This is a genomic window from Teichococcus oryzae (assembly GCF_008386565.1).
GTDB lineage: Bacteria > Pseudomonadota > Alphaproteobacteria > Acetobacterales > Acetobacteraceae > Pseudoroseomonas > Pseudoroseomonas oryzae.
In genome coordinates, this window is sequence record NZ_VUKA01000002.1 from 331336 (window position 1) to 352273 (window position 20938).

Here is a 20938-nt window from a genome sequence, read left to right on the forward strand (position 1 = left end):
CTTCCGCCCGCCGCCGGGGCTTCGCCAGAGATCGCCCAAGGGGCCGGAATGCGGCGCATCATGCGCCGCGGCGCCTCAGCGTGCCAGCAGCCAGACCCAGAAGGGCAGGGTGGCCATGGCGGCGAGGTGCTGCGTGGTGATCATCGCCGCCATGATCGGTGCGTCGCCCCCCATCAGCCGGGCCTGGACATAGGCCGTGGGCGCCGTCGGCTGGGCGATGAACAGGATGGCGACGGCCGCGGGCAGGGGGTCGAGGCCGGTCGCCAGCGCCAGGACGGTCGCCAGGGCCGGCATGACAAGCAGCTTGAGCACGGCCGTCAGAAACTGCGTTGCCGGCTGCGACGCCAGCGCCTGCGGCGTCAGCGCCGCGCCGACACACAACAGCCCCACCGCCAGTGAACCCTGGGCCAGCGCCCGCAGCAGCCCGTTCAGCCCCGGTGGCAACCCGCCCAGCAGGGACAAGCCCAGCCCGGCCAGGCAGGCCAGTATCAACGGGTTGGTCAGGACCTGGCGCAGCACGCGCAGGGGATGCGGCCGGCGTTCGCCCCCCATGGCGAAGGCCACGGTGATGATGGTCTGCACGCAGGGCACGATCAGCCCGGTGGCGATGCCGCCCAGCGCGAGGCCCGCCTGGCCCTGCGCCGCGCCCACGATGGCGAAGGCGATCAGCGTGTTGTAGCGGATGCCGCCTTGCAGCACGGAGGTCATGGTGGCGTGGCCATGCCGGAGCAGCCGCGCCAGCGCCACCGACAGCAGCGTGCCGGCCAGCAGCGTCGCCCAGATGGTGCCGGCCAGGGTGCCGAGCGGCAGGGCCCGCACATTCACCGCGCTGATGGAGGACACCAGCAGCGCCGGCAGCAGCACAGTGAAGACCAGCTTCTCCATCGCCGCCCAGGGCGCGGGATCGGGCAGCATGCGCTGGCGCAGCAGCCAGCCCAGGCCGATCAGGCCGAAGATCGCGGAAAACGCATCCACCCAGGCGGCCATGGCACCAACCCCAACGATCAGCCCCGCGGGATCAGCGGGCCAGCAGCGCCTTCAGATCGGCCTGCGGGCGCGCGCCGAAATGCCCGATGCACTCGGCCGCGGCGACCGAGCCCCAGCGGCCGCATTCCGGCAGGGCATGGCCCTGGGTCAGCGCCGCCAGGAAGCCGGCGGCATAGGCGTCGCCGGCGCCGGTGGTGTCCACCACCTCGGCCGGCGCGGCGGCGATCTCGTGCGTGTTGTCGCCGGACACGATGACGCTGCCCTTTTCCGAGCGCGTCAGGGCGGCGAGCTTCACCTCCCCGCGCACCGCCTCCATCGCCGCCTCGAAGCTATCCGTCTCGTAAAGGCTCATGATCTCGGCCTCGTTGGCGAACAGGATGTCGGTCTGGCCGGCGACAAAGGCGCGGAAGGCCGCGCGGTGGCGGCCGACGCAGAACGGGTCGGACAGGGTCATGGAAACCTGCCGGCCGTTCCGGTGCGCGATGGCGGCGGCGCGGCGGAAGGCGGCCTGCGCTTCCGGCGGGTCGAACAGATAGCCTTCCATGTAGGTGACGGCGGCCGATGCCACCATCGCCTCGTCCACATCGGCCTCGCCAAAGGCGACGCAGGCGCCGAGATAGGTGTTCATGGTGCGCTGCCCGTCCGGCGTGACAAGGATCAGGCAGCGCGCCGTGGGGGCGCCCCCCTTCAGCGGCGCGGTGGGGAAGGCGACGCCGGCGGCGCGGATGTCATGCGCGAAGACCTCGCCCAGCGCGTCCTCCGCCACCTTGCCGAGGAAGCCGGCGCGCGCGCCCATGGCGGCCGCCACGGCGCAGGTGTTGCCCGCCGAGCCGCCGCTGCTTTCCACCCCCGGCCCCATCGCCGCGTAGATCGCCTCCGCCCGCTCGGCGTCGATCAGCGTCATGGCGCCGCGCTGCATGCCTTGGGCCGCCAGGAAGCCGTCATCCGCCCGCGCCTGCACGTCGAGAATGGCGTTGCCGATGCCGAGGATGTCGAGGGTGGGAGCAGCCATGGAATGCCGGAACCTTTGCCGTGTGGTTCCGGAGCGCCGCCGGAACGGCCCTGCGATAGCAGCCGGGCGGGGCATGGCAAAGGGCGCGATCCGGCGGCACGCCAGAAATGCCGTGGAACGCACTGGGATCGCAGCTTTCCCCGCATGCCCCGTTGTCGTGGCGGGGTGGCTCGTGATAGCCCATTCGCCTCGCAGCACGGCTTGCGCCGCTCCCGCGCATGCCCCTCCCTCAACCGCCGTGCCGATGAAGGGTGAGCCGATGTCCGTCTTCCGCCGCCGCCGCGAAGAGCCCACGCCCCAAGCGCCCGGCACGGATGCCGATGAAAGCTTCGCGCCCCCGACCACCGTTCCCGTGGCGCGCGATCCGGACCTCGCCGTGCCGCCCTTCCGCCCCGCGCCCAGCCAGGAGCCTGCCATGAATCTGCCGCCCAAGCCCAGCCAGCCGCCGATCGGCGTCGGCCTGCCGCCGCGGCCGCCGGTGAATGCGGGCGGCCATCATGGCCAGGCGCAGGGCCAGGGCTACGGGCAGGCGCAGCACGCGGCCCCGAGCCTGCCCACGCCGGCGGTCAGCGACCGCCGCACCATGGTGGTGGGCAAGGGCATCAGCCTGCAGGGCACCGTGACCGATGCCGAGCGGCTGGTGGTCGAGGGCACCATCGAGAGCCAGATGATGCACGCGACGGAGCTGTTCATCAGCCAGACCGGCGTGTTCCGCGGCGAGGTCGAGGTGGAGGATGCCGAGATCATCGGCACCTTCGATGGCACGCTGACGGCCCGCGGCAACCTCGTCATCCGTGCCACCGGCCGGGTGCTGGGCGTCGCCCGCTCCCGCCGGCTGCAGGTGGAGGAAGGCGGCCAGCTTTCCGGCCGCATGGAGATGCTGACCGAAGCCAGCGCGCCGCCCAGCTACCTCCCGGCGCCGGCCAATATCGACGAGGACTGAGCCGGCATCCCTGGTGCCGAACGGCGCGGGCCATGCCGGCCCGCGCCCCCGCCTCTCCTGTTCTGGTCCGCAGATGCCGCCGCGTGCCCTGATCCTGGCCTTTTCGCTGCTTCTGGGCGCCTGCGCGCAACAGCAGCAGGTTGATCCGCAGGCGGTGCTGGAGCAGGTGCTGGCCAGCTACCGCACCAGCCTGGCCGGCATGCAGCCGGTCTCCGCCCCGGCCACGCCGCCCCTGCAATCGACCCCTGGCGCCGTGTCCCGCCTGGTGGGCCAGTCGCCCGACACGCTGCGGCGCTGGCTGGGCGAGCCAGTCCTTCGCCGCAAGGAAGGCAATGCGCAGATCTGGCTTTATCAGGCCTCGTTCTGCCATCTGGACGTGGTGTTCGACCGTGACGACGTGCCGAACAGCCCGCTGCGCGTCAGCTACGCCGCCGCCCGCTCCTCCGGCACAGACCGGCAGACCGAGGCAAGCTGCCTGCAGGAGCTGCAACGCGGCGCAGCAACCGCGCCAGGGCTGGCCGCGGCCCGGCCCGGCCTGGGCTGAACCGGTTTCGGCTGAACGGCGCGCGCAGTTGGGCGCGCAGTCAGGCGCGCAGCAGGCCCTGCCGCACCAGCGCCGCCTTGGCCGGGCAGTTCCCCTGCGCGCCGCGCCAGGCGAGATAGGCGCCGGCACCCAGGGCGAGGGCCGTCAGCACCGGGTTCGGGCGCGGCCGCGCCGCCGCCGCCGCCAGCACCAGGCCGGCCACCACATAGCCGGCCCGTTCCGCCGGGCCCAGCTCGCCGGACTGCGCCGTGGAAGGCCAGTTGCGGGAAGCGGGCTGCAGCGTCGTGGAGGGTTGGTCCATCGGGAAATCTCCTGACATCATGCAAGGCAAACACCGCCATGGGGGGCGGGGTTCCAGCCGCGGCATTTGACAGCACGGCGCCCCGCACCCCATTCCGGCGCCGCCACCGCACGAAAGAACCACCGCCATGCGCCCTTCCGGCCGCGCCGCCGACGCCCTTCGCAGCATTGTCCTGGAACCCGGCGTGGCCCGCCATGCCGAGGGTTCCTGCCGCATCCGCATGGGCGTGACGGAAGTGTTGTGCACCGCCAGCGTCGAGCCGCGCGTGCCGCCCTTCCTGCGCAACAAGGGGGAAGGCTGGGTGACGGCCGAATACGGCATGCTGCCGCGCGCCACCCACAGCCGTGGCGAGCGCGAGGCGGCGCGCGGCAAGCAATCGGGCCGCACCCAGGAGATCCAGCGCCTGATCGGCCGGGCGCTGCGCGCCGTGGTGGACCGCAAGGCGATGGGCGAGATGGCGATCACCCTGGATTGCGACGTGATCACCGCCGATGGCGGCACGCGCTGCGCCGCCATCACCGGCGCCTGGGTGGCGCTGCACCAGGCCTTCGAGCATTGCGTGCTGAAGAACACCATCCGCCGCAACCCGCTGCAGGACCAGGTGGCCGCCATTTCCTGCGGCATCTGGAAGGGCGAGCCGGTGCTCGACCTCGACTACGCCGAGGACAGCGCGGCGGGGGCGGACGCCAATTTCGTGCTGGCGGGCAAGGGCGGCATCATCGAGGTGCAGGGCACGGCGGAAGGCGCGCCCTTCTCCGACGAGCAGTTCCTGCGCCTCCTGGCCCTGGCGCGGCAGGGCACGGAACAGTTGTTCGCCGCCCAGCGCAAGGCGATCCACCGCTGAAGGGAGGACCCGCCATGCGCCGACAACTCACCGAACGCCGCATCGTCATGGCCAGCCACAACGAGGGCAAGGTGAGGGAAAACGCCGCCCTGCTGGCCGAGCACGGCATCGAGGTGGTCAGCGCCCGTGCGCTGAACCTGCCGGTGCCGGAGGAAACCGAGAACAGCTTCATCGGCAACGCCACGCTCAAGGCGCTGGCCGCGGCCCGCGCCTCTGGCATGGTGGCGCTGGCCGATGACAGCGGCTTCTCGGTCGCCTCGCTGAACGGCGATCCCGGGGTGCGCACCGCCGACTGGGCGGAACAGCCGGATGGCCGGCGCGACTACGCCGCCGCCATGGCCAGGGTCGAGGCGCTGGCGGCGCCACACCCCGACCGCACCGCCTGGTTCACCTGCGCCCTGGTGCTGGCCTGGCCCGATGGCCACACCGAGGGCTTCGAGGGGCGCGCAACCGGCCAGTGGGTCTGGCCGCCGCGGGGCGAGGCCGGCTTCGGCTATGACCCGATGTTCCAGCCTGACGGCCACCACAAGACCTTCGCGGAGATGGGCGGCGAAGCCAAGCACGCCATCAGCCACCGCGCCGCCGCCTTCCGCCTGCTGGCCGAGGGCTGCCTGAAGGGCTGACGGATCACGGCATCCGGCGCGGCCGGCATCACCTGCCGCTTCGGGCCGCCGCGCCGGCAGGAGATGCCGCCGGCCGCGCCCGCTGCCGCTGTTCAAGCGCGCGCAACGGTTCTAGCCTTCCACTCCTTCGCCGCAGCTGCGCAGGATGGCCATGAACCAGATCAACGTGCCGCGTCCGAACGACCTCGACGCGTTCTGGATGCCCTTTACCGACAACCGCTACTTCAAGTCCCACCCCAGGCTGCTGGCCCGTGCCGAGGGCATGCTCTACTGGACCGCGGACGGGCAGGAGGTGCTGGACGGCACCGCAGGCCTGTGGTGCTGCAATGCCGGCCATGGCCGGCGCGAGATCACCGAGGCGATCCAGAAGCAGGCCGCGGTGATGGATTTCGCGCCGACCTTCCAGCTCGGCCATCCCATCGCCTTCGAGGCGGCGGCGCGCCTGGCCGAAATCCTGCCGCAGGGGCTGGACCGCGTCTTCTACACCAATTCCGGCTCGGAAAGCGCCGACACCGCGCTGAAGATCGCGCTGGCCTATCACAAGGCGCGCGGCCAGTCGCAGCGCGTGCGGCTGATCGGGCGGGAGCGCGGCTATCACGGCGTCGGCTTCGGCGGCATGTCGGTGGGCGGCATTGGCGGCAACCGCAAGCAGTTCGGCGCCATGCTGCCTTATGTGGACCACCTGCCCCACACCCATGACATCGGGCGCAACGCCTTCACCAAGGGCCTGCCCGAGCATGGCGCGGAGCTGGCCGACAGGCTGGAAGATCTCGTGGCGCTGCACGGCGCCGACACCATCGCGGCCGTGATGGTGGAGCCAATGGCGGGCTCGACCGGCGTGCTGGTGCCGCCCGTGGGCTATCTGAAGCGCCTGCGCGAGATCTGCGACAAGCACGGCATCCTGCTGATCTTTGACGAGGTGATCACCGGCTTCGGCCGCCTCGGCACGAATTTCGGCGCCGAGCGGCTAGGCGTCACCCCCGACATCCTGACCATGGCCAAGGGCCTGACCAACGCCGCCGTGCCGATGGGCGCCGTGGCGACCAGCGACGGCATCTACGACGCCATTGTCAACGGCTCGCCCGATGGCATCGAGCTGTTCCACGGCTACACCTATTCCGGGCACCCGCTGGCCGCCGCCGCCTCCATCGCCACGCTGGCGCTGCACAAGGCGGAAGACCTGCCCGGCCGCGCCCGCGCCATGGAGCCGTATTTCGAGGAAGCGGCGCATTCGCTGCGCGGCCTGCCCAATGTCGTGGACATCCGCTCGATCGGGCTGGTTTGCGGCATCGAACTGTCGTCGCGGCCGGGCAAGCCGGCGGCCCGCGCGGTGGACGTGTTCCGCAAATGCTTCGATGACGGCGTGCTGATCCGCACCACCGGCGACATCATCGCGCTGTCCCCGCCGCTGATCGCGGAAAAGCAGCATGTGGACCGGATCTTCGAAACGCTGTCCGGCGCCATCAAGGCCGCCGCCTGACGGGCGCATGGGGGCGGGGGAGGATACCTTCTCCCCCGCGCCATCTACCGCTTCGACAGGTCCACGACACCCGCGAAGCCGGTTTCGGTGCCGAAAGCCAGTTGGGTTCCCGCCGGGTTCCAGGCCAGCGCCGACACCGCGCCCCGCCCCGGCGCCGCCACGGGCACGATCTTGCCCGAGCCGATCTCCGCCATCAGCACCAGCCCGTCCTGGAAGCCGGCCGCCACCACCTCATGCTGCGGGTGGCAGGCGACCATGGTGCAGACGACGCTGTCGCCGCCTGCCAGCTCCACCGGCGGCTTGCCCATCGGCCCGCCGGCGAAGAACGGCCACAGCACGATGCAATCCGCCCCCGCCGTCGCCAGCCAGCGCCCCTTGGCGGTGAAGGAGAACGACCGGATCTTGGTGGGATAGCCGGACATGCGCATGTCCTGCTGGTCGGTCAGCCGCCAGCCATGCAGCGCGTTCTCCTGCATGCTGGTGACCACATGCGTGCCATCGGGGCTGAACGCCACCGATTGGTGGCTGCCCTTCCAGGGCAGCACGCGCGGCTTGTCGTCCTTGCTGTTGACGAACCACAGGCTGGCGCCGTTGTAGTGCCCGGCGGCGACCCGCTTGCCCTTGGCGTCGAAGGCGACGCCGCCCACCGTCGAAGGATGCTGCAACGCCTTCAGCTTCGCCCCGTCCTTGCCGAACAGGTGCACCGTCTTGCCGACCGAGGCGGCGCGCAAGCCGGAAGGATGGGCGGCCAGGTGCTCCACCCACTTCATCATGCCGAAATCGGCGATTTCGGCGATCTCGCCCTCGGCCGAGACGCGCAGCAGCTTGCCGTCATCGCCGCCCGACAGGAAGCCGCTTTCCGAATCCGCCACCAGGGACAGGGCCGCGCCGTCATGCGCCTCCAGCCTGCGCCACTCGCCCTCGGCGCTGGCCAGCCGCAGCGTGCCGTCGCCCAGCGAGAAGGCGCAGCCACGCCCGTCCCGGCCAAAGGCGGCACCGATCACCCAGGCCCCCAGATCTTCCGACCGTCCGCGGCTGGACAGCAGGAAATCAGCGTCGTTCGCCGTCTCGCTCATGCCGCACCCTGGGAAGCAACGCAGCTCTCGAAGCCGCGGCGCAGCTGCGGGCGGTTCAGGTTGCGGCCGATGAAGACGATCTTCGACTTGCGCGGGTCACCCTCCTTCCACGGGCCGATGAAATCGCCATCGGCGATCATGTGCACGGCCTGGAAGGCGAAGCGCCGGTCGTCGCCCTGATAGGCCAGGATGCCCTTGGTGCGCAGCAGGTCCGGCCCCTTGGCCTGCAGCAGCCCGCCGATCCAGGCATTGAACTTCTCCGGGTCGATCGGCTGGTCCACCTCGAAGCTCATGCTCAGCACGTCCTCGTTGTGCTCGTGCTCGTCGGATTCGAGGAAATCCGGCTCGCGCTCCAGGATGCGCTCCAGCTTGAAGGCATCGCGGCCGATCACCGCCTCCACCGGCACGTCCGACTTGGTGGCGCGGCGGATCTCGGCATAGGGGTTGATCGCCTTGATGCGGCGCTCGACCTCGGCGGCCTCCTGTTCGCTCACCAGGTCCATCTTGTTCAGCACGATCACGTCGGCGAAGGCGATCTGCTCCTCCGCCTCATGGCTGTCCTCCAGCCGGGCGATCAGGTTCTTGGCATCCACCACGGTGACGATGGCGTCGAGCCGGGTGGCGCGCTTGACGTCCTCGTCCATGAAGAAGGTCTGCGCCACGGGAGCGGGATTGGCCAGGCCGGTGGTTTCGACGATGATGCCGTCGAACTTGCCGCGCCGCTTCATCAGCGCGCCCAGGATGCGCACCAGGTCGCCGCGCACGGTGCAGCAGATGCAGCCATTGTTCATCTCGAACACTTCCTCGTCGGCGTCGATGACGAGGTCGTTGTCCACGCCGAGCTCACCGAACTCGTTGATCACCACCGCGAATTTCTTGCCGTGATTCTCGCTGAGGATGCGGTTCAGAAGGGTGGTCTTGCCGGCGCCGAGATAGCCGGTGAGGACGGTCACGGGGACAGTGGTGTCGCTGGTCTCGCTCATGCGGGTTCCTCCTGCGGGGATTCGGGGCCGGGCGGGTTGGTCGTGACGTTATATGATACGCATGGCGGCCAAGGTCACGGGGGCGGCCCCGCCCTGTCCTGTTGCGGGCGGACTTGCCCAAGGCATAGTGGGCCCTGGAAGGTAGTTGGCAACGCAGGGCATGGAACCATGTCCGAATCTGGAAGGGCACGCGAGTGGTTGCGGGGGAGTGATGCTTCCACCATCCAACCACAGGCGGTGCGGTGCGTTGCATGCCGTGGGCAACGTTGGCCTGGCAGATCGAGGATGAGCGTGAGCGTGAACGAAGACGAGGCAGGCCAGCGGCGAAGCCACCCCGAGGAGAATGACACTAGGGATCAGGATGTGCAGGGCGAGGGCCGGCAATGGAGCCGGGGCATCCCCGCCGGGGGCGACGTCGCGACCGACGCGCAATCGGCCGCCCACTCGCCCACCGGAGGGCCCGGCGTCCGCCACTGGCAGGAGGCGACGATCACCGAGCCGGGGCTCGGCAACCGCGGCAGCGTGTTCTTCGCCGCCGTCGAGATGACCCGCATGCCGATGATCCTCACGGACCCGAACCGGCATGACAACCCGGTGGTGTTCGCCAACCGCGCCTTCGAGGACCTGACCGGCTACCGCCAGGACGAGATCGTCGGCCGCAACTGCCGCTTCCTGCAGGGCGGCCAGACTGATCGGGACCAGGTCACGGCAATGCGGGAGGCCATTGCCGCCGAGCAGCCGGTCTCGGTCGAGATCCTGAACTACAAGCGCGACGGCACGCCGTTCTGGAACGCGGTGTATATCGCCCCGGTCTATGACAGCGACGGGCGGCTGATCTACTTCTTCGCTTCGCAGCTCGACGTGTCGCGGCGCCGGGCTTCAGAGCAGTCGCTCCGGCAGGCGCAGAAGATGGAATCGATCGGCCAGCTGACGGCCGGGCTGGCGCATGATTTCAACAACCTGCTGCAATCCATCTCCGGCAGCCTGGAGCTGCTGGGGCGCCGGATTCAGGACCCGCAATCCCTGCGCTACCTGGCGCGCGCCAGCGAGGCGGCCGATCGCGGCGCGAAGCTGACCAGGCAGCTCCTGGCCTTTGCCCGCAAGACCCGGCTGGACCCGCGCCCTTCCGACCTGAACCGGCTGATCAACGAGTTCGGCGACATGCTGGAAAGCTCGGCCGGCAGCCAGACGGAGCTGCGCTTCAACCTGAGGCGGCGGCTGCCGCCGGCGCAGCTCGACCCGACGCATCTGGAGATGGCGCTGCTGAACGTGGTCATCAATGCCCGCGATGCCATGCCGCAGGGCGGCACCGTGACCATCAGCACCGCCGTCGAGACGCTGCCCGACAACGGTCTGCCCGGCGGCCCCTATGTGGTGCTGTCGGTGACCGATACCGGCTGCGGCATGCCGCCGCATGTGCTGGAGCGCGCCACCGAGCCGTTCTTCACCACCAAGGACACCGGCAAGGGCACCGGGCTGGGCCTCGCCATGGCTCAGGGCTTCGTGCAGCAATCCCTGGGCAGGCTCGAGATCCAGAGCGAGCCTGACCAGGGCACCACCATCCGCATGCTGTTCCCCGCGGCGGCGGAAGTGGCGGCCCCGCCACCCGCCGCCCCCATCGCCCTGCCGCCGGGCATCGAGCGCCGCGGCGCCTCGGAAACGGTGCTGGTGGTCGAGGATGGGGAGGATGTGTTGGCCCTGGCATGCGAGCATCTGGAGGATCTGGGCTACCGCGTCCTGCCGGCCCGCAACGCCGACGAGGCGCTGGCGATCCTGGACCGCCTGGGCGCCGGCCAGATCGACCTGCTGTTCTCGGACATCCTGATGCCGGGCAGCATGAACGGCCTGGTTCTGGCGGAAAGCTTCCGCGAGCGGGCGCCAGGCGCGGCGATCCTGCTCACCACCGGCTACAACGAGGACCTGACGATGCAGGTGCCGCGTTCGCCCAGCATGGATGTGCTGGGCAAGCCGTATCGCCGCTCGGAACTGGCGGACCGGGTCCGCGCGGCGCTGGATGGCCGCGGTCAGGTCCGCGGGCCGCGCGCCGCGGGAACCCGGCCGCCGACCGGCCCCGAACACCAGGGCTGAGACGCCGCTCCGGCCACCGCGCAGCCGGATGCCGGGATCACGGCCAGCACGCCCCGGCATCGAGCGGCAGCACCGGGCGCGGCAGCCTCCGCCATTCGAAGCGGCCGAGATCCGGCGAGGTCAGGCCGGGTGCGTCCACCTCGATGATCCGCCCAGGGCTGAAGAACTCGTCGAAGCCGGCGCGGAAATGGCCGCGCGACTTCACCACCACGCAACGCGCGGCGGCAATGTCGAGGCCCAGATGTTCCAGAAAGGCGGGATCGGCGCATTGCGTGCGGCGGCTGACCACCACGACGGTGATGCCGCCCAGGCGCAGCGCTGCCGTTGGGCCCAGTTCCACCACCGAGCGGGCATAGGTGCCCCGCCGCCCGGTGACACGGCCATCCGACAGTGCCAGCACCTCGGCTTCCGCCTGGAAGGGATGCGCGAAGCTGTCGCGGGGGGCGCGGTTGAAGCGGGCGGTGAAGCGGGCACCGGTGCCCAGCGCATGCGCTTCCTGCGCCAAAGCGGGGTCGTGGACCAGGCCGAACAGCGCGCCATCCACGCCGGCCTCATGAAAGGCGGCCAGGATGTGCATGGTGTTGCCGCCGCCCCCGCCGCCCGGATTATCGGCCACATCGGCGAAGCAGAGCGGCACTTCCGTGGTCAGGGCGCGCTGCACCGCCTCGGCCAGTGGCGTGAGCCTGGCCACGAAGCGGGCACGTTTGCCCCAGGCGTCATGCGCCAGTTCCTCCGCCAGATGCTCGCACGCATCGCGATCGGGGCCGGTGACGATGATGGCGAGGCCGTTGAACGGCGTGTCGCCATAGGCGAAGCCGCCCATCACCGACACATTCGCCACCTTTCGCGGCCCCAGCAGCCTCATGCGCTCCTGCCCGAACTCGATCACCTCGGCATAAGGGCCCTTGGCCGTCAGCAGGCTGACCGTCGGCGGCACGATGGGCAGGCGGCGGAAGGCGCGGTGGAAGCGCTCCCCCTGCATCAGCCGGCGCAGCAGCCCGGCGCATTCGGCGCCACGCTCGCGCATGTCCACATGCGGGTTGGTGCGGTAGCCCACAAAGGCATCGCAGCCCGCCACCATGGCGTCCGAAACATTGGCGTGCAGGTCGTAGGAGCAGGCGAAGGGCACATCGCCCAGCACCTCCCGCACCAGGGATTGCAGCTCACCCTCGGGGTCGTCCCGCAGGGTGGTCAGGCCGGCGCCGTGCAGGGTGCAGTAAACACCCTCCACCGCGCCGCGCAGCGCCTCCAGCCCTTGCCGCCATCGCGCCATCATGGCGGCGAAATCCGCATCCTCGACCGGGCCGCTCGGCTCGGCGCAGGCCAGCAGGATCGGGCGCGGCTGCCAGGGGCCGGCCGCGTCCATGGCCTGCACGAAGCCCGGCATCTCGCCCAGGGTGCGGGACGCGGCGCCGCGCGCATCGGCCAGGATGGCATCGCCCTCCAGCCAGCAGCGGGCCCGGAAATCGGCCGCCGTGGCGGGCGGGGCGAAGCGGTTGCATTCGATGGAGAAGCCCAGCAGCGCGACGCGCGGCCCCCCCGTCACAGGCTCAGCCCCAGCAGTTCGGCATGGCGCCGGGTGGCCTTGAGGCCGCTGCCGGTCAGCACCACCACCGTGGTTTCGCCGCGGCCGATGGTGCCGGCCTCCAGCAGACGGCCAAAGGCCGCGGCGGCCTGGGCGCAGGTCGGCTCCACGTAAAGGCCGCGCCGGGCCAGGCCGCGCGTCGCCTCGATGATCTCCTCCTCCTCCAGCAGCACGGCGCCGCCGCCGCTGTCGCGAAGGGCGGCCAGGTTCTCGGGCAGGCGGATCGGCTGGGCGATGGCGGTGCCTTCGGCGATGGTGGGGCGCGGCGCGGCCTCCGGCAGGCCAAGGAAGGCGCGGGCAATCGGGCCGCAATGCGCCGGCTGCGCCGCGAACAGGCGCGGCAGCCGGTCGATCTCTCCCGCGCGCAGCAACTCTCCGAAGCCGAGGGCGCAGCCCAGCACGTTGGAGCCGGCGCCGCAGGGGATGATGACGTTGTCCGGCGCGCGGAAGCCCAGATCCTCCCACAGCTCATAGGCCAGCGTCTTGGTGCCGTGCAGGAAGAACGGATGCCAGTTGTGGCTGGCGTAGAAGATGTCCCGCGCCTGGGCCAGGGCGGCATCGGCGCAATCCTGCCGGCTGCCGGGCACCAGCTCGATCTCGGCGCCCAGGGCGCGGGACTGCACCGTCTTGGCCGGGCTGGTGGAATCCGGCACCAGGATCCTGGCCCGCATCCCGCCGGCCGCCGCATAGGTGGCGATGGCCGCGCCGCCATTGCCCGAGGAATCCTCCAGCACATGGCGGACGCCCTGCGCCCGCAGCAGCGACAGCATCACCGAGGCGCCACGGTCCTTGAAGGAGCCGCTGGGCATGAACCATTCGCATTTGAAGCGCAGCGGCGCGCCGTTCCATTCACCCGGCAGCAGCGGCGTGCAGCCCTCGCCCAGGGTGATCGGCGCTTCCGGCCGGAAGGGCAGGGCGGCGGCATAGCGCCACAGGCTGCCCTTGGCGCGATCGATCTGGCCGCGCCCAAGGCCCGGCAGGTCGGTCAGCAGCAGGGGCTGGCCTTCCGGCCCGCACCAGCGCGGCTCATCCAGGGGAAAGGTGGCCCCGCTGCGGGGGTCGAGATAGGCGGGCTCTTGCATGGCCGAACCGTGGCCCGGCCGCGCCGCCAGGGCAAGCGCCGCTGGAGCAAGCACCGCTGGGGCAAGCATCGGCGAAGCCCGCTGGGCCACCTTGCTGCCGCGCTCGCGCTGCGGGATAGATTCGCTCCATGCCCGACACCGATGACGTTGCCCGACTCGCCGCCGAGCTGGTCCGCCTGGACAGCCGGTCCTTTGTTTCCAATCGCGCGGTTGCCGACCGGATCGCCGCCGAGCTGGGCGGGTTCGAGGTCGAGCGGCTGGACTACACCGATCCCGCCGGCGTGGCGAAGCAGGTGATCGTGGCACATCGCGGCCCGTTGGGGGGTTCCCGGGGTGGCGTGGCGCTGTCCGGCCACATGGACACCGTGCCGGACACCGGCTGGACGGACGATCCCTTCTCCGGCCGGATCGATGCCGGGGGCGTGCTGCACGGTCTCGGCGCCACTGACATGAAGGGGCAGCTCGCCGCCTGCATCGTCGCGGCCCGGGGTCTGCCCGGCGACGTTCCGGCGACGCTGCTGATCACCACGGATGAGGAAACCACCAAGCAGGGCGCGAAGCTGATCGCCGAAGGCTCCGCCCTGGCCCGCCGTGCCGCGCCCCGCGCCATCATCGTGGCGGAGCCAACCGGGCTGGTGCCGGTGCGCGGCCACCGCGCCAACATCGACTTCATCGCGGTGGCCGAAGGGGTGCAGGCGCATTCCTCCCTGGGCACCGGGCGCAACGCCAACTGGGCGCTGGTTCCCTTTCTGCTGGAGATGAAGGCCCTGGCCGGGCGGCTGCGCGAGGACCCGGCGCTGCATGACGCCGCCTACGACCCGGTGTTCAGCGACTTCAACCTGCTACTCGACAATCACGGGGCGGCGGTCAACGTGACGGTGCCGAAGGCCACGGCGCGCATCAAGTTCCGCTACAGCCGCAGCATCGACCCGACCCCGGTGGTGGAGGCCGTGCAGGCGGCGGCGGAGCGCGCCGGGCTGGCACTGACGGTGGCACGCCAGGGCCCGCCGCCGGAAATGCCGCGGGACCATCCCGTGGTGCGCGCCGCCGAGGCGGCGACCGGCCATGCCGCCGAAACCCGGCCCTTCGGCACCGATGCCAGCGAGTTGCAGGCGCTCGCCCCCTGCCTGATCCTGGGACCGGGTTCCATCGCCACGGCGCACAGCCCGCGCGAAAGCGTGGCCGTGGCCGATCTGGCGGAGGGGGTGGCCCTGTTCCGCGGGCTGATGCAGGCGGCCTGACCGCGCAACCCGATCCCCCGTCGGCGCGCTTCCCAGCCTGACACCGACATGACGGAGAAGGACCAGCGCATGAAAGCCATCAAGCTGCGCGCCCCCGGCGGTCTCGATCATCTGGAGATGGTGGAGCTGCCCGATTGCGGCGATCCCGGCGCCGGGGAGATCCGCGTCCGGCTGCATGCCAGCTCGCTGAACTACCACGACTACGCCGTCGCCAAGGGCGCCATCCCGACCGAGGATGGCCGCATCCCCATGTCCGACGGCGCCGGGATCGTGGAAGCGGTGGGCGAGGGCGTCTCGGACTTCGCGCCAGGCGACCGCGTGGTGTCCGGCTTCTTTCCCCACTGGCAGGACGGCCCCGCCGAGGTGGGCGATTTCAAGACCGTCCCCGGCGATGGCGTCGATGGCTATGCGCGGGAGGCGGTGATCCGTCCTGCCTCCTGGTTCACGCCGGTGCCGAGGCACTGGTCCCATGCCGAGGCGGCGACGCTGACCACCGCCGGCCTGACCGCCTGGCGCGCCCTGGTGGTGGATGGCGGGTTGCAGGCGGGCGATGTGGTGCTGGTGCTGGGCACGGGCGGCGTGTCGGTATTCGCGCTGCAATTCGCCCGCATGATGGGGGCGACCGTGGTCGCCACCTCCTCCTCCGACGCCAAGCTGGAGCGGATGCGCGCCCTCGGTGCCGCCCACACCATCAACTACAGATCGACGCCGGATTGGGGCCGCGCGGTGAAGGATTGGACCGGTGGCCGCGGCGCCGACCATGTGGTGGAGGTGGGCGGCCCCGGCACGCTGGACCAATCCATCCGCGCCGCGCGGATCGGCGGCCACATCGCCCTGATCGGCGTGCTGACCGGCCGCTCGGGGGAGGTGCCGACGGCGCTGCTGATGGCGCGGCAGCAGCGGTTGCAGGGCCTGATCGTCGGCAGCCACCGCCACCAGCGCGATATGATCCGCGCCATCGACGCCAGCGACATGCGGCCGATGATCGACCGCTCCTATCCGCTGGAGCGGATCGCCGATGCCTTCCGCCACCAGGAAGCCGGGGCGCATTTCGGCAAGATCGTCCTGGAGTTCTGATTGGAACCGGGGCGCCGCCCGGCCGTTCTCCTTCCGACGGCAGAAGGAGAACCGCGATGCCCGAGGAAAAGCCCCAGGACACCCAGCCGGACAAAAACCAGCCCGGCAAGCAGCCCGTGGATGAAAAGGCGCAGGAGGACGCGGCGAAGGAGCGCGAAAAGACCGGCGGCTACCAATAGCCGCTGCGGGCAGGCGCCCCGGCCAGGCGGTGCCCGCCCGTTTCCGCATAGCCGGTTTCTGTCCCGCCCGGCATGATCCTGCAGCCGGCGCCCCGCCACCCGAAATCCGGCGGCTTCGTGTAACGATGCACCCTGGGCTGGCCGGCAACCGGCGGACAGGGCATAGAATGCCCCCGCATCATGGCCGACACCCTGTTCCTCGACCTCCCCGACCTTGCCGCGACGGAGGCGCTGGCCGCCCGCGCCGCGCGCCTCGCGCGGCAGGGTGATGCCCTTCTGCTGGAAGGGCCGCTTGGGGCCGGCAAATCGGCCTTCTGCCGCGCCTTTCTGCGCGCCGCCAGCGGCGACCCGGCGCTGGAAGTGCCCTCGCCCTCCTTCACCCTGGTGCAGGGCTACGACCTGCCGCTGGGTCCGGCCTTTCATTTCGACCTGTACCGGCTTTCCGGCCCGGACGAGCTGGAGGAGTTGGGCTGGGAGGAAGCGCGCGACGGCATCGTGCTGGTGGAATGGCCCGACCGCCTGGGCTGGCTGGAGCCAGAGGGCGCGCTGCGCCTGCGCCTGATGCCGCAGGGCGAGCTGCGCCGCGCCGCGCTGTCCGGATGGGACGAGGCGCGGCGGCGGAGCCTGGCCGGACCGTCTTCGCGGGCCTAGCGGCATCCCGGCCCGGCCGGACGCCGCATGGCTGCCGGCCATGGCCCGGAGCCTTGGTGAATCGCTCTAGCGCGCCAATGCCCTTTCCGCCACGGCGCTATGACCCGTCTCAACCCCTCACGGGGCAGCCATTGCGGCTGGCCCGGAACCGGGCCGAGGCGGCATAGGTTTCCCGGCGTGCCCGCATGATGCCTCCCAGTGGCCGGTGAGCCTCGATCCCGTGCCACGGGCTGAAGGACATGCCGTCATCGATCTCAAGCGCCCTGGCCTCGTCCCAGGCGGTCTGCGGCGCCACCACGAGCCGTGCCACGGTGCGGTAGGGGCTTTCCTCCTCCGGCCAGGGGATGGAGGCGTCCTCCACCGGCATGGTCTTGGTGTTGGTCAGCAACTGGGCGCGCAGTTCCCATTCTCCGCCCCGGCTGGCGAAATGGGCGTTCATCGCCTCGCGCAGGGCGTCGGGGCGGCCATGGGTGTCCACCGCTTGGTCCTTCAGCGCGATGAGCGCAGGTGAAACCGGCACCAGGGACAGCTTGGCCACATGATCGCCGAAGCGGAGCGGCACCTGGGTCCAGAAGGTCTCGCCCAGGATGTGGGTGGAGGGATGGCCACCCATCGCCTTCAGCGCGGCGCTTTCGCCACCCACCGCCTCCACCACCTTCTCGGCGCCGCGCAGCACGGCGGAGGCAACCTTCTTCAGACCCTGCGGGGTGTCTGTGGTCTTGGCGAGCAACTTCAGGCCGCCAATAAAGGCCTTGGGGTCCGGCACCGCGAAGGCGGGGGCGTTGACCATCACGAAATCCTGGCTGCGCTCGGCTTCCGAGCCGGGCAGGCGGTCCCCCTCCACCTCCAGCACCTTGATGGCGACGCCGCGCGGCACGGTGATGCTGTCATCCAGCACGTCGCCAGGATTGGTGGAGAAGCGCAGCACCACTGGATGCGTCCCGGCCTTGCTGAACAGGCCCTGGGCCAGTTCAGGCGGCAGGCTTCCGGAAACGCGCAATTCGCCCCTCAGCAGGCCGTGGCTCTTGGCATGCACCGAGCGCACGGCATGACCGTAATCCTTGAAGGTGGTTTCGCTGATCTGGCGCAGGGCGGTGTTCAGCCTGGCCAGCGTTTCCGCCTCGTCCGGGGCAGGGCTTTCCAGGCGGGGATCGTAGCGGACGGGCATGGCCAAGGTTCTCCGGGATGGGGGGCCTCCATGAAACACCCCTCCACCGCCGGTGTTGCCCTGGTCAGCCGGTGCGGATGACCCGCGCCAGCGCCGCCACATGCTCGGGCGGCGTCGGCGGCACGATGCCGTGGCCCAGGTTGAACACAAAGGGCCGCCCGCGCATCGCGGCCAGGATGGAGCGCGCCTCCGCCTCCATCGCCGCCCCGCCGGCCACCACCGCCTGCGGGTCCAGGTTGCCCTGCAGGGTGACCCCCGGGGCCACCTGCGCGGCCGCCCAGCGCGGGTCCATGCCCGTGTCCATGGCCACCGTGCCGACGCCCGCCCGATCGGCGTATTCCACGATCAACGGACCGGCTAGGCGGGGAAAGCCGATCAGCGGGATGTCCGGCCGCGCCTTGCGGATGCCGCGCACGATGGCCGCCGCCGGCTCGATCGACCAGCGCCGGAACTGGGCCGGGGACAGCAGGCCCGCCCAGCTGTCGAACAGCATCAGCGCCTCGGCCCCCGCCTCGGCCTGGGCGAGGAGGTATTCCACGGTGCTGTCCACCAGCAGCCGGATCAGCTTGCCGAACAGCAAGGGATCGACATAGGCGAGGCGGCGCGTTTCGGCGAAGTCCTTTCCCCCTTTGCCATCGACCATGTAGCAGGCGACCGTGAAGGGGCTGCCGGCGAAGCCGATCAGGGTGGTTCGCGGCGCCTCGGCCGCCAGTCCGGCGCGGACGCGCGCCACGGTTTCCAGGATCGGGGCGATGTTGGGCCGCACCATGTCCGGCCGCAGCGCGGACAGCCCCGCGGCGTCGCGGATCGGCGCCAGCAACGGCCCCTCACCCTCGGCGTAGCGCAGCTCCTGGCCCAGCGCCCAGGGCAGCATCAGGATGTCGCTGAACAGGATGGCGCCATCCATGCCGTAGCGGCGGATCGGCTGCAGAGTCACCTCGGCCGCCAGTTCGGGCGTGGTGCAAAGGCTGATGAAGTCACCCGCCTGGGCGCGAAGTTCCCGGTATTCCGGCAGGTACCGCCCTGCCTGGCGCATCAGCCAGAAGGGTGGCGGCCAGAGCGCTTCGCCGGAAAGGGCACGGAGCAGGGGCTTTTGGGCGTGTTCCATGGACCCTCTCTCTCTGAAAAAGAGTCTTTAAGAAAGATGGGGGAGTCTATTGGCCTGTGGAAAACGTGGACGCAGTGGACGGACTCGCCATCCACAAAGTTTTCCACAGCCCCGACTCGGATAAGAATCGTGCTGTGCAGCGGATTTTTGGCGATTTTCCCGGACTCGCGCCGCCTGATCTGAAGAATCATACCCAGGCCTTTGATTCCGTGCCCTTCATCCCCGTCTTTCCCGGGTGGGCTTACCAAGGGCGGATGTTTTCCCCATTGTCCACCCCAATCCCCGTTATCCTCCACTGCCGGAAACGCCGCTTCCGGGCCGAACAGCAGAACCCCCAGCACAGATGCCGCACCGAATGTTCAACCTGCACCTGGTTTCCGACAGCACGGGAGAAACGCTGAACTCCATCGCCCGTGCCACGCTGGCGCGATTCTCCGACCCGCATGTGGTGCATCATCGCTGGTCCCTTGTCCGCTCCCACCTGCAGCTCGAGCAGGTGCTGGAAGGCATCAAGGCGGAACCCGGGCCGGTGATGTTCACCCTGGTGGACCGTTCCCTCCGCCACGCGCTGGAGGAGGTCTGCCAGCAGATCGGCGTGCCCTGCCTGTCGGTGCTGGACCCGGTGATGAACCTGCTGCAGGCCCAGCTCGGCCAGGAAGCCAAGGAGAAGCGGGCCGCCCAGTATGTGCTGGACGCCGATTACTTCCGCCGCATCGACGCCATGCACTACGTGCTGGCGCATGACGATGGCCAGGGGGTGGCGGGGATCGAGGAGGCGGATTGCGTGCTGGTGGGCGTGTCCCGCTCCTCCAAGACGCCCACCTGCTTCTACCTGGCCAATCGCGGCATCAAGGCCGCCAATGTGCCCATCGTGCCGACCTCCCCCTTGCCGCGGGAGCTGGAGAACCCGCCCTGCCCGGTGATCGGCCTGACCATCGACACCACGGCGCTGATCGACATCCGCCGGCACCGGCTGAAGATCATCGGTGCCGGCGGCGTCCGCCAGGACACCAATGACTACGTGGATTTCGAGGCGGTGAAGGCCGAGATCCAGGCGGCCCGCCGCCTTTGCACCAGCCATGGCTGGCCGGTGATCGACGTCACCCGCCGCTCCATCGAGGAAACCGCCGCCACGGTGCTGCAATTGATGGAGGCCTGGCACGCACGCAGGGCCCAGCAGGGACCGAAGCCTGGGATGATCGGGGCATGAGCATCCGGCTGCTTCTCGCCTCCTCCTCCGCCACGCGGGCCACGCTGCTGCGCTCGGCCGGCCTGACCTTCGAGGCGCTGCCGGCGGCGGTGGACGAGGCGGCGCTGAAGCAATCCGCCCAGGCCGAGGGCCTTTCCCCCGCCGATGCCGCCCTCCTGCTGGCCGAGGCCAAGGCGATGCGCATCGCCCGGCGCGAGCCGGAAGCGCTGGTGATCGGCGCCGACCAGCTTCTGGTCTGCGATGGCCAATGGTTCGACAAGCCGGAAACCCCCGCCGCGGCGCGCGACCAGCTTCTGGTGCTGCGCGGCAAGGCCCACATCCTGTTCACCGCCCTGGTGGCCTGGCGCGGCGGCCAGCGCGTTTGGCACCATGTGGCGACGCCGAAGCTCGTCATGCGCGACTTTTCCGACGCCTTTCTCGACCACTATCTGGCGGCGGAAGGGGCGGCGGTGTGCAGCTCGGTCGGTGCCTACCGGCTGGAAGGGCTTGGGGTTCAGCTGTTCCGCGATATCCAGGGCGAGCACAGCGCCATTCTCGGCCTGCCGCTGATGCCGCTTCTGGGCTTCCTGCGCCAGCATGGGGCGATCGCGGCCTGAGGGCCGCACCGCCGGAACATCCGGCAGGGAATATTCCACCAATCCCAGCGCGCCCCTGATCACGCGCCGCCAGGGCCCGCATTCCACGATCCGCCACCCTGTTCCGCCGCGCTGTCGCGGCCGGTGCCTTTCCGGCTGATCGCCGCCCGTCCCGCCTCCA

The 20938-nt window shown here is 70.4% G+C and carries 21 protein-coding genes; 12 read left to right on the plus strand and 9 right to left on the minus strand.

The features are described 5' to 3' along the window. Window positions 1–75: 75 nt before the first annotated feature. Window positions 76–987 (minus strand): AEC family transporter, encoded by a 912-nt coding sequence (locus F0Q34_RS07640; RefSeq protein WP_149811568.1) that lies wholly within the window; start codon window positions 985–987, stop codon window positions 76–78. Between the two features lie 31 nt (window positions 988–1018). Continuing rightward, a complete protein-coding gene (locus tag F0Q34_RS07645; RefSeq protein WP_174242005.1) occupies window positions 1019–1999 on the minus strand; it encodes an adenosine kinase in 981 nt (326 codons plus the stop codon). Window positions 2000–2258: 259 nt separating this feature from the next. Here F0Q34_RS07645 and F0Q34_RS07650 point away from each other — a divergent pair, with 259 nt between their 5' ends. Beyond that, complete coding sequence (locus F0Q34_RS07650; protein ID WP_174242006.1) at window positions 2259–2942, plus strand: bactofilin family protein; 684 nt, start codon at window positions 2259–2261, stop codon at window positions 2940–2942. Window positions 2943–3015: 73 nt separating this feature from the next. Then, window positions 3016–3486: a hypothetical protein gene (locus tag F0Q34_RS07655; RefSeq protein WP_149811570.1), complete on the plus strand. Its 471-nt coding sequence runs from the start codon at window positions 3016–3018 to the stop codon at window positions 3484–3486. 40 nt (window positions 3487–3526) lie between these two features. Here the strand turns inward: F0Q34_RS07655 and F0Q34_RS07660 are convergent, their stop codons facing one another. Further along, window positions 3527–3787, minus strand: coding sequence for a hypothetical protein (locus tag F0Q34_RS07660; protein WP_206667968.1), 261 nt, complete (start codon window positions 3785–3787; stop codon window positions 3527–3529). Between the two features lie 127 nt (window positions 3788–3914). Here F0Q34_RS07660 and rph point away from each other — a divergent pair, with 127 nt between their 5' ends. The 3 genes from rph (at window position 3915) to F0Q34_RS07675 (ending at window position 6734) form a co-directional block, all read left to right on the plus strand. After that, the gene (gene rph, locus F0Q34_RS07665) at window positions 3915–4631 is read left to right on the plus strand and encodes a ribonuclease PH (RefSeq protein ID WP_149811571.1); all 717 of its coding nucleotides are present in this window, start codon (window positions 3915–3917) and stop codon (window positions 4629–4631) included. A gap of 14 nt (window positions 4632–4645) precedes the next feature. Further along, window positions 4646–5254, plus strand: a complete 609-nt coding sequence (locus tag F0Q34_RS07670) for a non-canonical purine NTP pyrophosphatase (protein WP_149811572.1) — start codon at window positions 4646–4648, stop codon at window positions 5252–5254. Window positions 5255–5405: 151 nt separating this feature from the next. Next, window positions 5406–6734, plus strand: a complete 1329-nt coding sequence (locus F0Q34_RS07675) for an aspartate aminotransferase family protein (protein WP_149811573.1) — start codon at window positions 5406–5408, stop codon at window positions 6732–6734. A gap of 44 nt (window positions 6735–6778) precedes the next feature. Here F0Q34_RS07675 and F0Q34_RS07680 read toward each other — a convergent pair whose 3' ends face one another. Together F0Q34_RS07680 and F0Q34_RS07685 are read right to left on the minus strand one after the other, a co-directional pair. Beyond that, window positions 6779–7810, minus strand: a complete 1032-nt coding sequence (locus F0Q34_RS07680; RefSeq protein ID WP_149811574.1) for a WD40 repeat domain-containing protein — start codon at window positions 7808–7810, stop codon at window positions 6779–6781. After that, complete coding sequence (locus tag F0Q34_RS07685; protein ID WP_149811575.1) at window positions 7807–8793, minus strand: CobW family GTP-binding protein; 987 nt, start codon at window positions 8791–8793, stop codon at window positions 7807–7809. Before F0Q34_RS07685 ends, F0Q34_RS07680 begins: the two co-directional genes overlap by 4 nt. A gap of 291 nt (window positions 8794–9084) precedes the next feature. Here F0Q34_RS07685 and F0Q34_RS07690 point away from each other — a divergent pair, with 291 nt between their 5' ends. After that, entirely contained in the window at window positions 9085–10881 is a 1797-nt protein-coding gene (locus tag F0Q34_RS07690) for a histidine kinase famiy protein (RefSeq protein ID WP_206667969.1), read from the plus strand. 37 nt (window positions 10882–10918) lie between these two features. On the opposite strand, the gene F0Q34_RS07695 is transcribed toward F0Q34_RS07690, so the two are convergent. Together F0Q34_RS07695 and F0Q34_RS07700 are read right to left on the minus strand one after the other, a co-directional pair. Further along, window positions 10919–12427: a M81 family metallopeptidase gene (locus F0Q34_RS07695; protein ID WP_149811577.1), complete on the minus strand. Its 1509-nt coding sequence runs from the start codon at window positions 12425–12427 to the stop codon at window positions 10919–10921. Then, window positions 12424–13548 carry a threonine synthase gene (locus F0Q34_RS07700; protein WP_149811578.1) on the minus strand — a complete coding sequence of 375 codons (1125 nt, stop codon included), beginning with the start codon at window positions 13546–13548 and terminating at the stop codon, window positions 12424–12426. Before F0Q34_RS07700 ends, F0Q34_RS07695 begins: the two co-directional genes overlap by 4 nt. Before the next feature lie 128 nt (window positions 13549–13676). Here F0Q34_RS07700 and F0Q34_RS07705 point away from each other — a divergent pair, with 128 nt between their 5' ends. The 4 genes from F0Q34_RS07705 to tsaE all read left to right on the plus strand — a co-directional run bounded on the left by F0Q34_RS07705 (window position 13677) and on the right by tsaE (window position 16696). Then, window positions 13677–14789, plus strand: a complete 1113-nt coding sequence (locus F0Q34_RS07705) for a M20 family metallopeptidase (protein ID WP_149811579.1) — start codon at window positions 13677–13679, stop codon at window positions 14787–14789. A 69-nt stretch (window positions 14790–14858) separates the two neighbouring features. Continuing rightward, the gene (locus tag F0Q34_RS07710) at window positions 14859–15866 is read left to right on the plus strand and encodes a zinc-dependent alcohol dehydrogenase family protein (protein WP_149811580.1); all 1008 of its coding nucleotides are present in this window, start codon (window positions 14859–14861) and stop codon (window positions 15864–15866) included. A 56-nt stretch (window positions 15867–15922) separates the two neighbouring features. After that, window positions 15923–16045, plus strand: a complete 123-nt coding sequence (locus tag F0Q34_RS22495) for a hypothetical protein (RefSeq protein ID WP_277755269.1) — start codon at window positions 15923–15925, stop codon at window positions 16043–16045. Between the two features lie 180 nt (window positions 16046–16225). Beyond that, window positions 16226–16696 (plus strand): tRNA (adenosine(37)-N6)-threonylcarbamoyltransferase complex ATPase subunit type 1 TsaE, encoded by a 471-nt coding sequence (gene tsaE, locus F0Q34_RS07715; RefSeq protein WP_149811581.1) that lies wholly within the window; start codon window positions 16226–16228, stop codon window positions 16694–16696. Window positions 16697–16805: 109 nt separating this feature from the next. Here tsaE and F0Q34_RS07720 read toward each other — a convergent pair whose 3' ends face one another. Together F0Q34_RS07720 and hemE are read right to left on the minus strand one after the other, a co-directional pair. Further along, window positions 16806–17864: a catalase family protein gene (locus F0Q34_RS07720; RefSeq protein WP_174242007.1), complete on the minus strand. Its 1059-nt coding sequence runs from the start codon at window positions 17862–17864 to the stop codon at window positions 16806–16808. A gap of 64 nt (window positions 17865–17928) precedes the next feature. Beyond that, on the minus strand, window positions 17929–18972 hold the full coding sequence (hemE, locus tag F0Q34_RS07725; RefSeq protein WP_149811583.1) for a uroporphyrinogen decarboxylase: 1044 nt from the start codon (window positions 18970–18972) through the stop codon (window positions 17929–17931). A 343-nt stretch (window positions 18973–19315) separates the two neighbouring features. Here hemE and F0Q34_RS07730 point away from each other — a divergent pair, with 343 nt between their 5' ends. Further along, window positions 19316–20182, plus strand: coding sequence for a pyruvate, water dikinase regulatory protein (locus F0Q34_RS07730; RefSeq protein WP_149811584.1), 867 nt, complete (start codon window positions 19316–19318; stop codon window positions 20180–20182). After that, window positions 20179–20778 carry a Maf family protein gene (locus F0Q34_RS07735; protein WP_149811585.1) on the plus strand — a complete coding sequence of 200 codons (600 nt, stop codon included), beginning with the start codon at window positions 20179–20181 and terminating at the stop codon, window positions 20776–20778. The genes F0Q34_RS07730 and F0Q34_RS07735 overlap by 4 nt, the downstream gene beginning before the upstream one ends. Window positions 20779–20938 lie beyond the last annotated feature (160 nt).